Here is a 13,351-nt window from a genome sequence, read left to right on the forward strand (position 1 = left end):
AGTATCTGTTCCCCGATTAAATTGCTGTGTCGCCGGTTTCACCGGTGCGAATGCGGACGGCACCTTCAAGGCCGAGCGTGAAGATCTTGCCGTCACCAATCGATTCCGTGCCCGCCGCAGCCTGAATGGCTTCGACCGCCTGAACCGCAACGGCGCTACTGCACGCTACTTCGATTTTCAGTTTCGGAACCATGTTGGTGGTATATTCCGCGCCGCGATAGACTTCGGTTTGGCCCTTTTGTCTCCCGAAGCCTTTGACTTCGGTTACGGTCATGCCGGACACGCCGACACCCGTCAGAGCTTCACGAACATCGTCGAGCTTGAACGGTTTGATTATGGCTATGATAAATTTCATTACGCCCCCTTTGGTTGTTGCACGGGGGACTCATCGCAAGGCTTGTGCCAGAATCGTAAGATCAGGGATTCAAAGGATTTCTTGAAAAAGCGCCGTCTTAAAAAAGAGTAAACTTTGTGCAGCGCAGCACAAATGCACAATTATTAGGCACCACTCTCGGCCAGCTTTGCCAATATGTCCGGAATGACCTTTTCGGTCTCGCGCCGGCCAATCTCGATCAATTCCTCGGCGCGCGTGAAATTCTGGATATCGATATGACCAACCGGCGGCGACATCGCGAAATCGGGCGGGTCGAGCGCCAGCGAATAGCGGCCAAGATTGCGAAGCGACAGACCAACAGATGCCTTGACGATGGCGAGACTGTTCGGTTCCTTGCCATTATTGACCGCAATTCCGGCAGCAATCGAACGGTTGATGAAATCATCCTGCAGGTTGACCGACAGGCACAGGGCCATGGGCGCCAGTTCGCGCACTGGCGACACCGGAACCGGCAAGGCGGCTCCTCCGTCGACCAGCAAGCGTCCTTCATGCTGCACGGGTTTGAATATCCCGGGCAGCGACATGGATGCACGGATTGCAGGGACCAGCTTGCCGGACTTCATCACAATCGTATCGCCGGTACGCAGGTCGGCAGCGACCGCCGCGACCGGGAAAGGCAGATCTTCAAAGTCGAGATCACCGAACTCGGTCTCCAGCTCCTTCTGGATATTGCGCGCGCCCATCACCGCGCCGCGCTTGAAATGCGGGTCCATGAAGCGCAGCATGTTGCGGAAATTGACGTTGCGCGCCATGTCTTCGATATAGTCCAGCTTGCCAACAGCATAGCTGGCGCCGACAATCGCTCCCATCGATGTGCCCGCGATGGCGGCAATTTCCAGCGGTGATTTGTCAATCGCCCGCAAAACGCCGATATGGGTCCAACCGAGACCGGCTCCGCCGCCCAGTGCCAGAGCAATCTTCCCGGCACCGCTCACAGCGATACATCCTCAGCCAAAATCGCCCTTGCTTCGGCCAGATCCTCTGCCAGCACCATCACCCGGGCGGGGAGCGCTATCCCGGCGCCTTCGACAATATTGACATTGCTGTCGAAACAGACCGCACCAATCCCGGATGCTTCCAGCCGACCGCGGATGATCTCGGCTTCGACGCCATGCATATGCCGGGACAGTTCCACCAGACTCATGATCTATTGCCCGCCAAAAAAGCGGTCCGACGCGCGTGTCGGCAGACCGTCGATACTCTTCACCCGGCCGGCGGTTTTTTCCACCCATGCTTCTGGATCGGCCTGGCGATGATATTTGACCAGCGTTTCGCGCTCTGCCTTCAACTCCATTTGCGGCACACCCCACCCACAGCTGGTCTGTATGCTGTCGACCCTGATGTCGAAAATCTGTCGGGTGCCGGGAAGAATTTCGAAATGTGCGGCCAGTTCCTCCCAACCGCTATCCTGTGGAAGAACCGGCTGTCCGGTTCCATAAAGCCGCATGATCAGCGCCGGATTGGCGAAATTGTTAAACATGACGGTGATCCGGCCATCGGCGACCAGATGGGCATGGGTTTCGTTACCGGAACCGCCTAGATCGAGATAGGCGACACGATTGGGTCCGAGCACCCGGAAACTGTCATAGCCCTTCGGCGAAAGATTGATCCGACCGTCCGCTGCCGCCGTCGCAACAAAAAACATGGGCTGCTCGGTGATGAAGGCTATATGTTTGTCATTCAGCGCATCAAAAAAATCGGCCACGACAAATTCCCGTTCAGTAAAATGGACCGCCGAAGAACAGTTTCCAAGCCAGTGCCAATATCCAGTGGATCGCGATCACAGGCCACAACGACTGCGTAACAATCCGGATATGGGTCAATATAATGCCCAGTATGAACGTAGCAAACAGAAACGACGGTTGCAGGAAAATGGCCGACCATGGGGGACCGAAGCTCAGCGCTTGCAACGGATGCCAGAGCATGAACAATATCGCCGAAAGCCAGCTCCCCCAGCGTTGCGAAAAACCCGCAAGCCAGGATAGCAGGACCCCGCGGAAGATCAATTCCTCGGCCATCGCTGGAATAAAAAACAGGACAATGGTGGCAATTAGTGCGGAAGTAAGATCGCCGACAGGCTCAAAGACCAGCCAGCCGCCCAACAATCCGGCCAGAGCAATAATCGCCGCAGCCGGGAGCGCAATGCGCAAGGCGGCTTTCCAGTGGTGGGCATCCGGCCAGATTTTTAAAGCCCGCCAAGATTGTTTCACAGCCACCGTCAACATGGGAGCTACCAATGCGTCCCCTCATCGATCGCTTCCTGTTCCCCGGGTCGGAAGTGCCGCCCGAGGACCCTGTTTCGATGAGGAAATCTACCAAATTTCTTGATCATATCGCGACGTGCTTTGGCATCTTTTTCTCTCGTACCGAGTTTCTTGAACAGGGCAACGGACCTGTTCTGCAGGCGGACGTCTTCCGCGTGCATGAAGGGCATATAGACGAAAACGCGCTGTTTGGCGGGCAGTTTCTGGTCAATCTTCTGACTGACCGCCATTTCCGCAATCTGCTGTGCCAGAAAATCGGTGGAATAGGCAGTGTCGCTGCCACGAAACATGTTGCGCGACATTTGATCAAAGAGGATGACGGCCGCAAGCATCGTTTCGGGATCCGTCAGAAAATCTGCCGGGGGTTTCGATTTATACTCGTCCCACAGTTCAAAAAACCGGACTTCGCAGATCATGTCCAGCGCAGTACTTCCGTTCCACCAGTCCTTTGGATCCAGCTCTTGAAACCAGAATGACAATATTTCTTCGGTCCAGGTCAATAGACCAACTTTGATTGTATCATCGTCGCGTCAGCCTCATGCAGTCCCTCCAACCGTCAACGCGTCAACCAGCAACGTCGGCTGGCCGACCCCCGCGGGGACGGACTGACCGCCCTTACCGCACATGCCGATACCTTCATCGAGCGCCATGTCGTTACCGATGCCCGTCACCTTGGTCAATACCGTCGGGCCGTCGCCGATCAGCGTCGCACCCTTGATCGGCGCGCCGAGCTTGCCGTTCTCGATCTTGTAGGCCTCGGTGCAGGAAAAAACGAATTTTCCCGAGACAATATCCACCTGACCGCCGCCAAAGCTCTTGGCATAGATGCCGTTTTTGACCCGGCTCATCAGTTCGTCTGGATCATCCTTGCCACCGCGCATGAAAGTATTGGTCATTCGCGGCATCGGTGCATGGGCATAGCTTTCACGACGCCCATTGCCGGTCGCAGGGACGCCCATCAGCCGCGCGTTCAGCCGGTCCTGCATATAGCATTTCAATATGCCATCCTCGATCAGCACATTTTCCTGCGTCGGGGTGCCCTCGTCATCGATGCTCAGCGAGCCGCGCCGTTCCCGGATCGAGCCGTCGTCGACCACGGTGACACCGGGCGCAGCCACGCGCTGGCCGATCTTGCCGGAAAAGGCGCTGGTGCCCTTGCGGTTGAAATCGCCTTCAAGGCCATGGCCGATGGCTTCATGCAGAATGATACCGGGCCAGCCGGGGCCAAGCAGCACAGTCTGTTCACCCGCTGGCGCGTCCACGCTTTCGAGATTGACCAGCGCCTGCGCCAGAGCCTCGTCGACAGCACGGTTCCAGCGCACTTCCTCGAACAGATCGTCATAGAGATAACGCCCGCCCATACCGAAACTGCCGCTTTCGCGGCGGCCATTTTGTTCTGCAACAATCGAGACATTGAGCCGCACCAGAGGCCGGACATCAGTGGCGACAAAACCGTCGGGACGAACAATTTCAACGACGCTCCAACTGCCGGACAGACCGACGGAAACTTGTGAGACGCGGGGATCACGGGCGCGGGCAGCAGCATCAATCTGCTGGCAGAGCGCAACCTTTTTCGCGAAAGATATCGCCTCCAGCGGATTGGCTTCGCCGTAAAGATGGCGGTTGTTGCCGCGCGGGGGTGGCGCTTTTTCGCCCTTGGCCGGGTCGAGCAATTGCAGTGTCTGCGCCGCACGCTTGATCGCCGCCTCGCTGATTTCGTTGCTGTGGGAGAAACCGGTCATCTCGCCCGAGACACCGCGCAGACCAAAGCCGCTGTCGGTGCTGTAATCGGCGGTCTTCAGACGACCATCGTCAAAACCAAAGCTCTCCACCGCGCTATATTGCAGATAGAGTTCGCCATCGTCACAAGCAGACAGGCTGCCTGCGACCAGTGCTTTCGCGCGCTCGGGGTCAAGGCCGTCAGGCCGGTACAGAAATGAGCGGGGATCAAGATCTTTTATCATTTCCTACATATAGAAATGATTCGGGGGCCTTGCACCCCTTATGTCGGATTATTCTTCGGCGAGCGATGGTGTGACATCTGCGGGACCGCCAATCAAAACGAATCGCCGGTCACAATAGCCGCAATCCACATAGCCTTTTTCGTCAATCTCGAGCCATACCCGCGGGTGGCCAAGGGCTGCGCCACCGGGGATGTCCGTGGCACCATCGCATGCGTTGCGTTTCTTGGCTGTTCTGACAATTTCAGGAGCGTCTATCATGGTAGCGCGATTAGCAATGGATCGCCCGTCGCGCAATCCCGCAAATATCAGTAATAGTTCATCGTGATCGGAAAGGTTGCTTCATACACACCGCTTTGCTGACTAGGCCCCACATCGAGCGTCGCACCGATACGAAGCGTGATCACATCCGTGCTCGCGATGCGGAACAGGCCGGGAAGAAAAGTCGGCGTCAAATTATCTGCCTGCAGCGTCAGCGACCGCATCGTCATAGAGGCGCCTCCCCCAATGCGATTGAGTGTATAAGTGCCGGAACTTGACGTGATATATACGAAGCGATTGCGTGAACCAAATCCCTGAAATTCAGCGTTGCTGATAGTCCCACCCGCAGCGACAACCGATCCGGTCACCGTGCGAACACCATTGGTGCTGACCACCGCGGTCCCTCCCGTCAGGCCAGGAATCAGATTGCCGAAATTGAGATCGTCAACCGGTACAAGCGATAGCGGGCTCACGACGACAACATCGGTTTCTGCTGTAGCCGTTTGTGCAAAAGCAGCCGGCACGCTTATCAAAGCGGCAAGCGTGAACAAAAGGACACCAATCAGGCGCGGTAATATGTGATTTCTGGTCTTCACAAAACTGCCTTAAGAAAAAGGCTGCAAATTTGGCTTTACAGCTATGGTTAATTTGACGGTAACCAAAACGATCATCAAGGTTCAGGTTTTTGATAATCTCGGTATCCCACCGAAATCGCGATATAGCAGAAGTGAGCAGATAGAATTGAACAATAGGGTTAAATCAGCGTTAACCTTCGCCGGGCCCGAGCGCGGACTATACCCGAACTGGACTCAAAGATAATTGACCGTCACTGAAAAGCTGCCCTCATATTCACCCGGTTCCTGAGCCGCGCCCACAGTCAATCGACCGCCCACCTTGAAATTACCAATCGAGGTAAAGAGCGGCAAAAGGCGAATGGACGCGCCATTCAGCGTAAAATTGTCTACGAGCATTGTTTGCGAACCGCCATTGCGGGTCAAGGTCGTCGAACTTGGCACATTGATTTGATAGTAAAGCAGTGGGCGAGCCGACACCTGAAAGCGGGCGGCCGATACTGTACCGCCAAAGGCGGTAGCATTGCCTGTCTGTATTGAACGGGAATCCGAATACGGATTGACCACCACGGTCGAAACGGTGCTGCCCGCGATAATGTCGCCAAATTGGAGATCTTGCAATCTTTGCACCGTACTTGGCCGGGCAATGTCGGCAACCGACTCTCCTGCGGCCGTCTGCGCGTACACTGGGCCTGCAGTGACACCCCCTAACATCATCAAAGCAACCCCTGACAGTTTGCGCAAAACTGGACACATATTCGAATTCCCTATTCTGGCCAATATTTCGGAAGTTATGCGGCCAAAACGTTTCAACAATTGCGAAGGTTTTACGTTAAAATTGGATTAACACGTTGATTTTACATGTTTTATCATTTGTTGACAACGGAGGTTTGCGCGGCACAGGCAAACGGGCTATGCGACAAAAATGACCGACGCAGCAATCTCCATCCAGAATCTCTCAAAAACCTATGAAGGCGGAAAACGGGCGCTTGATGATATCAGTTTTGATGTTCCCCGCGGCTCGATTTTCGGGCTTCTGGGTCCCAATGGTGCGGGCAAGTCTACGCTGATCAACATTTTGTCGGGCATGGTCCGCAAGACCAGCGGCAATGCCAGCATCTGGGGTTTTGACATTGACGACAGCCCGCGCAATGCCAAAGCCTCGATAGGCATCGTGCCGCAGGAGATCATTTTCGATCCGTTCTTCACGCCATCGGAAGCTCTGGAAGTACAGGCCGGTCTATATGGTGTCCCGAAAGCAAAGCGCCGGACCATGGAATTGCTGCGCGCGGTCCATCTTGAGGACAAGGCTGAAGCCTATGCGCGGACCTTGTCGGGTGGGATGAAACGGCGATTGCTGGTGGCGAAAGCGATGGTCCATTCACCGCCTATTCTCGTCCTCGACGAACCGACGGCGGGCGTCGATATCGACTTGCGGCAACAGCTTTGGGAATATGTCGTAGACCTCAACAAGGCTGGCGTGACAATCGTGCTGACGACCCATTATCTCGAAGAAGCGGAAAATCTGTGCGACCGCATCGCGATTATCAATCACGGCAAGCTGATCGCCAACAAACCGACACCGGAACTGGTTGACATGGCGCGGGAAAAATTGGTCGAACTAACGCTGGACCGCGACATTAGCGAGGCGCAGGATGCGGTTTCGTTCGCCAATGACCTCTTCGAAAAAGCCGAGATCATCGGCTCGCGCACCGTCGCAGTTACCTATAACAAGGACCGCACCAATGCGGGCGGCGTGATGGCGGCGATACAAGAGCGCGGTTATGCCATCGTCGATGTCACGACACGGGAAGCGGATCTCGAGGACGTATTTCTCAATCTCACCCGCGCCAAAGCGGCGTGACCCACGACGTCATCATTGTCGGTTCCGGCGCGGCCGGATTGAGCGCAGCGATCACGCTGGCCCGCACCCACAAGGTATTGGTGCTGGCCAAGGGGGAACTCACCGGCGGTTCCACCTCCTGGGCGCAGGGCGGCATTGCAGCTGTGCTGGACGCAGGCGACACGTTTGAAAACCACATCAACGACACGATGGTCGCGGGTGCCGGCTTGAACCGTCGGGAAACCGTTGAATTTGTCGTCGAAAATGCACCGGCCGCGATTGCGCGGCTGGAGGAAATGGGCGTGCCCTTCAACAAGGAGGCGGAAGTCCTCCACCTTACGCGGGAAGGCGGACATAGCCACCGGCGCATTGTCCATGTCGACGACGCCACCGGCTGGGCAGTACAAGAAGCCTTGCAGAACACCGCTACGGCCCATCCGAATATCACGCTCCGGCCGCATATGGTCGCGATTGATCTGATCGTAGATCGTCATGCGGAAAAACCGACCGGTGCCAAGAATGTCTGGGGCGTCTATGCGCTCAACAATGAAACGGGTCACGTCGAGACGCTCACCTCGCGCGCGACGATCATGGCCAGCGGCGGCGCGGGACGGACCTATCTTTTCTCCACCGCGCCTCGCGGTGCAACCGGTGACGGCATTGCCATGGCCTGGCGAGCGGGCGCTCGGGTCTCCAATATGGAGATGATGCAATTCCACCCGACCTGCCTCTATAATCTCGAGGTCAAGAATTTCCTGATCACAGAGGCTGTGCGAGGCGAAGGCGGACAACTGAAGCTCCCAGCCGATGCGGACGATGAGGCCGGGGACCGTTTCATGCAGCGCTTCGATCCGGAACGTATGGAACTGGCTCCCCGCGATATTGTTGCGCGCGCCAATGACCATGAAATCAAGCGGCTCGGGCTGGACTATGTCGATCTTGACATTTCCCACCGCGACCCTGAATTCGTGAAGGGCCATTTCCCCAATATCTATGACAAGCTGATCGGGCTGGGCATCGATATGACCAAGGGTCCGATCCCGGTGGTGCCGGCACAGCATTATACTTGCGGCGGAATATTGATCGACCTTGCGGGTCGCGCCGATTTACCGGGTCTTTATGCAGCCGGCGAAGCCAGCGAGAGCGGACTGCACGGCGCGAACCGGCTCGCATCAAACAGCCTGCTCGAATGTTTCGTGTTTGGCGACGCTGCGGCGCGGGATATTGCAGAGCATTGGGACAACATGCCCAATCCACCCGCCATCCGGCCATGGGATGAAAGCCGCGTCACCGACAGCGACGAAGAAGTGGTGATCAAGCAGACCTGGACCGAAATCCGCCGCTTCATGTGGAATTATGTCGGCATCGTCCGCACCACCAAACGTCTCGAACGGGCCCAGCACCGCATTGATCTGCTACGCGGGGAAGTCGAAGAATATTACGGCAATTTCCGCGTAACCCAGGATTTGATCGAACTGCGGAACCTGATCGAGGTGGCGGACCTGATCGTGAAATCAGCGCTGGCAAGAAAGGAAAGCCGGGGACTGCATTATATCACCGACTATCCGGATATGTTGCCGAAAGCCGTGGACACGGTGTTGGTGCCCTAGGGTTGATGTCCGCCTTTTGGGCACCAGAAATCCGTGACCGCTTCAGTTATCCAGTACAATACGATAGCGCGCCTCCCCGCTCTCCAGATGCGCCAGTGCCTCATTGATCTTCTTGAAAGGAAAATGCTCCGTTACCGCCTTGATCTCATGGCGGGCGCAGAATTCCAGCATGTCTGCAATTGTCTGTGGGCTGCCTACCAGCGATGAGGAAAGCGACAATTGTGAAAACATCAGCGGCATCAACTGCAGTTCAGCCGGCACAGCCTGAACGCCGAGAAAATGCAATCGGCCTTTTGGCTTCAGCATGGCTATAATGGCATTCCAGTCCAGTGCCACATCGACCGTACTCAAAATCACGTCGAAGCTACCCGCTGCCGCGGCTATGGCTTCGGGGTCACGGGAATTGATTACATCATGGGCACCAAAAGCCATGGCTTCGTCATTTTTGGAAGCACTGGAAGTCAGTGCCGTGACATGACAGCCCCAGGCCTTGCCGAATTGCAAAGCGAGATGCCCCAGTCCGCCAATGCCCAGCACGGCAATGCGCGCGGTAGGCTTAATTTCAAATTTCACAAATGGATTGAATACAGTAATACCTGCGCAGAACAATGGCCCTGCATCCCGGGAATCCAGTCCGTCCGGCAGTCTTATAACGCTGACGCCTGACGCGCGAACGATGTCAGCAAAAGCGCCATGACGGCCCGCCGAAACTGTGGACTGGACGGACTCGCAGAGATTGTGATCTCCGTTCAGACATTGTCGGCAGGTCATACAGTAATGGGAATGGCCACCCAGCCCAACCCGGTCGCCGATTTGGACGTGAGTCACCTCCGTGCCAATATCGATCACCGTACCGATGGCTTCATGCCCGCCGACAAAGGGAAATTCAGTTATTCCCCAGGCATTGTCGCGCAAACTGAGATCGGTATGACACACACCGCAATGCTCTACCTTTATATCGATATCATTGGAGGCCAGAGGTCCCAGTTGATATTCAAAAGGTTCCAGCGGGTTTCCGGCTTGGTTGGCCGCAAAAGCCTTTACAGTGCGCATAGCGGGTTTTCTCCTTACAGATGTCATCCATTCGCAAGTCTCATATCCCGGCGTTTTAAGACACTGTCATATCAAATGAGGCGGGCGGTCCTTGCGGACAAGCATGATGATATCAGGTCACTACCCTGCCAGCCGCCCCAACTATCTTGTCGCTCGTCTTGTGCTTCGCCGAATCTGCCAGATTCTAGAGGATCGGTCGGCCAATTTATGATATTGTCGATTGTCCGGATATGTTGCCGAAGGCGGGAGATATTGTATTGGTGCCCTAACAACAGTTCATGCGGAGAGACTCATGGGTTTAAAAGTGATTGGTTCGGGCTTTGGTCGAACCGGGACCATGTCCATGAAAGCGGCACTGGAGCAGCTCGGTTACGTAAAGACCCACCATATGGAATATGTGTTGAAAAACGCCGATCAGCGCGCCTATTGGCACCGTATCGCGACCGGCGAAACACCGGATTGGGGCACAATATTTAACGGCTATCAGGCAAGCGTCGATTTTCCTTCGGCCTCCTATTACAAGGAATTGCTGGCAGCCTTTCCCGATGCCAAGATTGTACATACGGTCCGGGATGTCGACCGCTGGTACCAGAGTGCCAGCGAGACCATCTATGCCATCAGCAACGCATCTCCTGCCTGGGCGCAAAAATTCATTCCCTTCGTCCGCAAGAACAAGGAGATGGTCAATGGCACAGTCTGGAATCGCGTCTTTCACGGGCGATTTGAAGACGAAGCTTATGCAAAACAGGTTTTTCGGGACTATAGCGAGCAGGTGAAAGCCGATATCCCGGCCGAGAATTTGCTGATATTTGAAGTGAAGGACGGCTGGGAACCGCTGTGCGCCTTCCTGGGCAAAGACATCCCCGACACCGCCTTTCCCCACATCAACGATTCCGCCAGTTTCAAGAAGATGATCCGCAACGTGAAGATATTTTTCGGAGCCATCCATGTGGCATTGCTTGCCGCGATTGTGGCGTTGATCTGGTGGCTAATATTGTGAGCTTTTGGGTTGTACGGACCAGGAATTTGGTGCCTTAAATTTCGGCCCGCGCTATTTGCGACCCGAGTTCCGCATTTGACGCGGGATCCTGAGGGGCTAGGCGTGGAGGTCTGTCAGCTCCCCCCCACCACCTTCTCGCTGGTCTTGTGCTTCTCCAGCTCCTTGGGATCGAACCATACCGGTTTCAGCTTCTTGTCGACAAACAATTGCATCTGATCGGTATAATGCGGCGAATCCGGTCGCGTAGTCGCAGCACCGAAGGGCTGGATTGAGCGCGAATATACCTTGCCGTCCTTGGCCCATTCGATGAACATGATGAAGCTGTCGCCGTGGCGCACCGATAGCCGTCCGTCGTCGTCCACATCCCACAGGGTCGAGGCGCGGATCGTGTCGTTGCCGCCGTCGATAGGCAGATCAACATTGCCCTGCCGCAACCGCAGGACATCCAGCATCGGCGGATCGATCCTGTCGAAATATTGCGTCAGATGATCGACTGTTTCTTCCAATATCAGGCGCGGATCCGGCTTTTTGGCACGATTATAATGGGCCTTGTTCGCCGGGCGAAGAACTATCAGCGCGAGCGCATCTGCCGCGCCCCTGCCATCAAGATTCCAGTCCCATTGGTTCAGCAATTGCTGTGCCTTGAGCAATTTCGCATTGTCCTTCAGATCAAGCGCGGCAATGCTGTCAAGCCAGTCTTTCGCATAACCGGCCTTTTCATAGCCGGTGTCATATTTGATCGCCCATAATTCGGCGTCGCTGATCTTGCCATCGGCATTGGCGCGTTCGAGCAAGGCAATCGACCGGCGCGAACGGTTGGTCTGGTCATCCTCAATGCCAAGCAAAGGCGAGAAATTGTCCGGCTTGAGTTCATCTCCCGGCCCAGCGGCAATATAAGGCGTGTTGTTGGAATTCATAACATAGCCGGAAGCCGGATTGACCAGTGCCGGAACGCGCGTGAACGGCAGGGTTTTTTGCCACAGCGCCTTGGAGCTGTCGCCAGGCAACACTCCGCGCCAGTCAAAACCTTCGGGCCGGTCCGGGAACATCGCATTATAATAAAGACCGATATTACCCTCGGCATCGGCATAGATGAAATTGGTCGCCGGAACCCCCTGCCCCGCCATCGCCGCCTGCCATTCATCAAAATTTGTCGCCTTATTGATCCGGTAATATTGGGTCAGCATGTCAAGCTCATCAATCCCCGCATAGCGCACAGCATAAGCGCCGCTGTCATTCATGATCACCGGACCATGGATCGAGCGATAGGCGACCTGCGGATAGGGAATGACAAAAGGACCGAACTTGATTTTCAGCCAGACGCGCTTCTTTTCGAGCGGCTTCCATTCGCCGTCGAAGAGGTAGGCGTCTTTCTTGTCGTTCAGCGTGAGCTTGTAGATATCGACCAGATCTGGCCGGTTGACCGTGTTGGTCCAGCCGAGATATTTATTGTGCCCCAGAAACGGAAAGGGTGATCCCGGGAAATTGGCACCCGCAAAATCCCAGCCCTCATCACTATGTACGACGAGTTCGTACCACGCGACATTGCCGCGCAACGGCTGGTGCGAATTGGAGATCAGGCGGGTCTTTGCTTCGGGTGAGCGCTCCGGTGCAACCGCATAGGCGTTGGAGCCATTCTCATCCGGGTCGGGGCCGACCGGAGTAACCTTTTTCTCGTCAATAATTTTGTCGGGGCTGAGCGGATGGATGGATGGCTTTGCCGGTTCACCGGAAAGGCGTGGTCCGCCTTCGCGCGGCAAGGGCTTGTTTTGCACCAATGCTTCTATCGGGTTGTTGAGGCCAAAAAAGAAGGGAGAACGCAGCACAAAACCCGCTGCAATATCCTGACCGTTGACGGGGAATAATTTGGTCAGTCTAACCTCGTCAGGATGTTTCTCGGCATAGGCATTGAGCCCCGATGCATAACCATCGAGCAGCAACCTGACATCTTCCGGCAAGTCATCATATTTGCGCGTCACGGTCCCGCGCACATCAAGCAGAGCGGCAATATAATCAATCGGCGCACTAGCCGCGCCGTTGAGCGTAGCCATCCGGCCCCGTGTCATCGCGGTCACTTCCTGCAGTGTCGAAAAATCATCCTCGGCATGGGCGTAGGCGACGCCATATGCGACATCGGCGTCGGTCTTGCCAAAGATATGGGGAACACCAAATTCGTCACGAACAATCCTTGCCTCATAAGACAAGTCCGGCGGTGCAGCAGCCTCTTCCACAGTCATCGGTTCCCAGATGGCTAGACCTATTGCCGCCAGAACAAAGGCAATCATCAATCCAATGGCGAGCCGCTTAAGTGTTTTCACGTATTTTATCCTCTTCGATGGCACCATAGACTGCATGCTCTTTTATACGGGGAAGCACTTACCATATAAATCCGA

At 55.5% G+C, this 13,351-nt stretch carries 15 protein-coding genes; 3 read left to right on the plus strand and 12 right to left on the minus strand.

Features of this window, described 5'->3' with window-relative positions:
• Positions 1-16 precede the first annotated feature (16 nt).
• The 10 genes from ACN0VD_RS04140 to ACN0VD_RS04185 form a co-directional block, all read right to left on the minus strand.
• On the minus strand, positions 17-355 hold the full coding sequence (locus tag ACN0VD_RS04140; protein WP_417591904.1) for a P-II family nitrogen regulator: 339 nt from the start codon (positions 353-355) through the stop codon (positions 17-19).
• Positions 356-498: 143 nt separating this feature from the next.
• Positions 499-1,329: a patatin-like phospholipase family protein gene (locus ACN0VD_RS04145; RefSeq protein WP_417591906.1), complete on the minus strand. Its 831-nt coding sequence runs from the start codon at positions 1,327-1,329 to the stop codon at positions 499-501.
• Positions 1,326-1,538: a DUF2007 domain-containing protein gene (locus ACN0VD_RS04150; protein WP_417591908.1), complete on the minus strand. Its 213-nt coding sequence runs from the start codon at positions 1,536-1,538 to the stop codon at positions 1,326-1,328. The genes ACN0VD_RS04145 and ACN0VD_RS04150 overlap by 4 nt, the downstream gene beginning before the upstream one ends.
• 3 nt (positions 1,539-1,541) lie before the next feature.
• The gene (locus ACN0VD_RS04155) at positions 1,542-2,099 is read right to left on the minus strand and encodes a pyridoxamine 5'-phosphate oxidase family protein (RefSeq protein WP_417591910.1); all 558 of its coding nucleotides are present in this window, start codon (positions 2,097-2,099) and stop codon (positions 1,542-1,544) included.
• A gap of 13 nt (positions 2,100-2,112) precedes the next feature.
• Positions 2,113-2,544 (minus strand): type II CAAX prenyl endopeptidase Rce1 family protein, encoded by a 432-nt coding sequence (locus ACN0VD_RS04160; RefSeq protein WP_417591912.1) that lies wholly within the window; start codon positions 2,542-2,544, stop codon positions 2,113-2,115.
• A gap of 80 nt (positions 2,545-2,624) precedes the next feature.
• Positions 2,625-3,158: a DUF924 family protein gene (locus ACN0VD_RS04165; protein ID WP_417591914.1), complete on the minus strand. Its 534-nt coding sequence runs from the start codon at positions 3,156-3,158 to the stop codon at positions 2,625-2,627.
• A 36-nt stretch (positions 3,159-3,194) separates the two neighbouring features.
• Positions 3,195-4,622, minus strand: coding sequence for a metalloprotease TldD (gene tldD / locus ACN0VD_RS04170; RefSeq protein WP_417591916.1), 1,428 nt, complete (start codon positions 4,620-4,622; stop codon positions 3,195-3,197).
• Between the two features lie 48 nt (positions 4,623-4,670).
• Positions 4,671-4,880: a zinc-finger domain-containing protein gene (locus ACN0VD_RS04175; RefSeq protein ID WP_417591918.1), complete on the minus strand. Its 210-nt coding sequence runs from the start codon at positions 4,878-4,880 to the stop codon at positions 4,671-4,673.
• Positions 4,881-4,927: 47 nt separating this feature from the next.
• Positions 4,928-5,476: a DUF4402 domain-containing protein gene (locus ACN0VD_RS04180; protein ID WP_417591920.1), complete on the minus strand. Its 549-nt coding sequence runs from the start codon at positions 5,474-5,476 to the stop codon at positions 4,928-4,930.
• Between the two features lie 213 nt (positions 5,477-5,689).
• Positions 5,690-6,169: a DUF4402 domain-containing protein gene (locus tag ACN0VD_RS04185; protein ID WP_417591922.1), complete on the minus strand. Its 480-nt coding sequence runs from the start codon at positions 6,167-6,169 to the stop codon at positions 5,690-5,692.
• Between the two features lie 208 nt (positions 6,170-6,377).
• On the opposite strand from ACN0VD_RS04185, the gene ACN0VD_RS04190 reads away from it, so the two are divergent.
• Positions 6,378-7,316: an ABC transporter ATP-binding protein gene (locus ACN0VD_RS04190; RefSeq protein ID WP_417591924.1), complete on the plus strand. Its 939-nt coding sequence runs from the start codon at positions 6,378-6,380 to the stop codon at positions 7,314-7,316.
• Entirely contained in the window at positions 7,313-8,905 is a 1,593-nt protein-coding gene (nadB, locus tag ACN0VD_RS04195; protein WP_417591926.1) for an L-aspartate oxidase, read from the plus strand. Before ACN0VD_RS04190 ends, nadB begins: the two co-directional genes overlap by 4 nt.
• A gap of 42 nt (positions 8,906-8,947) precedes the next feature.
• Here the strand turns inward: nadB and ACN0VD_RS04200 are convergent, their stop codons facing one another.
• On the minus strand, positions 8,948-9,958 hold the full coding sequence (locus tag ACN0VD_RS04200) for an NAD(P)-dependent alcohol dehydrogenase (RefSeq protein WP_417591927.1): 1,011 nt from the start codon (positions 9,956-9,958) through the stop codon (positions 8,948-8,950).
• Positions 9,959-10,250: 292 nt separating this feature from the next.
• Here ACN0VD_RS04200 and ACN0VD_RS04205 point away from each other — a divergent pair, with 292 nt between their 5' ends.
• Complete coding sequence (locus tag ACN0VD_RS04205) at positions 10,251-10,958, plus strand: sulfotransferase family protein (RefSeq protein WP_417591929.1); 708 nt, start codon at positions 10,251-10,253, stop codon at positions 10,956-10,958.
• 113 nt (positions 10,959-11,071) lie between these two features.
• On the opposite strand, the gene ACN0VD_RS04210 is transcribed toward ACN0VD_RS04205, so the two are convergent.
• Positions 11,072-13,303, minus strand: coding sequence for an acylase (locus ACN0VD_RS04210; protein WP_417591931.1), 2,232 nt, complete (start codon positions 13,301-13,303; stop codon positions 11,072-11,074).
• Between the last annotated feature and the right edge of the window lie 48 nt (positions 13,304-13,351).

Origin of the sequence: Parasphingorhabdus sp., assembly GCF_048267785.1 — a bacterium.
GTDB lineage: Bacteria > Pseudomonadota > Alphaproteobacteria > Sphingomonadales > Sphingomonadaceae > Parasphingorhabdus.

What these genes read in the sequence shown, in the direction of transcription:
- ACN0VD_RS04140 (WP_417591904.1), bottom strand. Translation starts at nt 355, where the DNA reads ATGAAATTTATCATAGCCATAATCAAACCGTTCAAGCTCGACGATGTT.
- ACN0VD_RS04150 (WP_417591908.1), bottom strand. Translation starts at nt 1,538, where the DNA reads ATGAGTCTGGTGGAACTGTCCCGGCATATGCATGGCGTCGAAGCCGAG.
- tldD (WP_417591916.1), bottom strand. Translation starts at nt 4,622, where the DNA reads ATGATAAAAGATCTTGATCCCCGCTCATTTCTGTACCGGCCTGACGGC.
- ACN0VD_RS04175 (WP_417591918.1), bottom strand. Translation starts at nt 4,880, where the DNA reads ATGATAGACGCTCCTGAAATTGTCAGAACAGCCAAGAAACGCAACGCA.
- ACN0VD_RS04185 (WP_417591922.1), bottom strand. Translation starts at nt 6,169, where the DNA reads ATGATGTTAGGGGGTGTCACTGCAGGCCCAGTGTACGCGCAGACGGCC.
- ACN0VD_RS04190 (WP_417591924.1), top strand. Translation starts at nt 6,378, where the DNA reads ATGACCGACGCAGCAATCTCCATCCAGAATCTCTCAAAAACCTATGAA.
- ACN0VD_RS04200 (WP_417591927.1), bottom strand. Translation starts at nt 9,958, where the DNA reads ATGCGCACTGTAAAGGCTTTTGCGGCCAACCAAGCCGGAAACCCGCTG.
- ACN0VD_RS04205 (WP_417591929.1), top strand. Translation starts at nt 10,251, where the DNA reads ATGGGTTTAAAAGTGATTGGTTCGGGCTTTGGTCGAACCGGGACCATG.
- ACN0VD_RS04210 (WP_417591931.1), bottom strand. Translation starts at nt 13,303, where the DNA reads ATGGTGCCATCGAAGAGGATAAAATACGTGAAAACACTTAAGCGGCTC.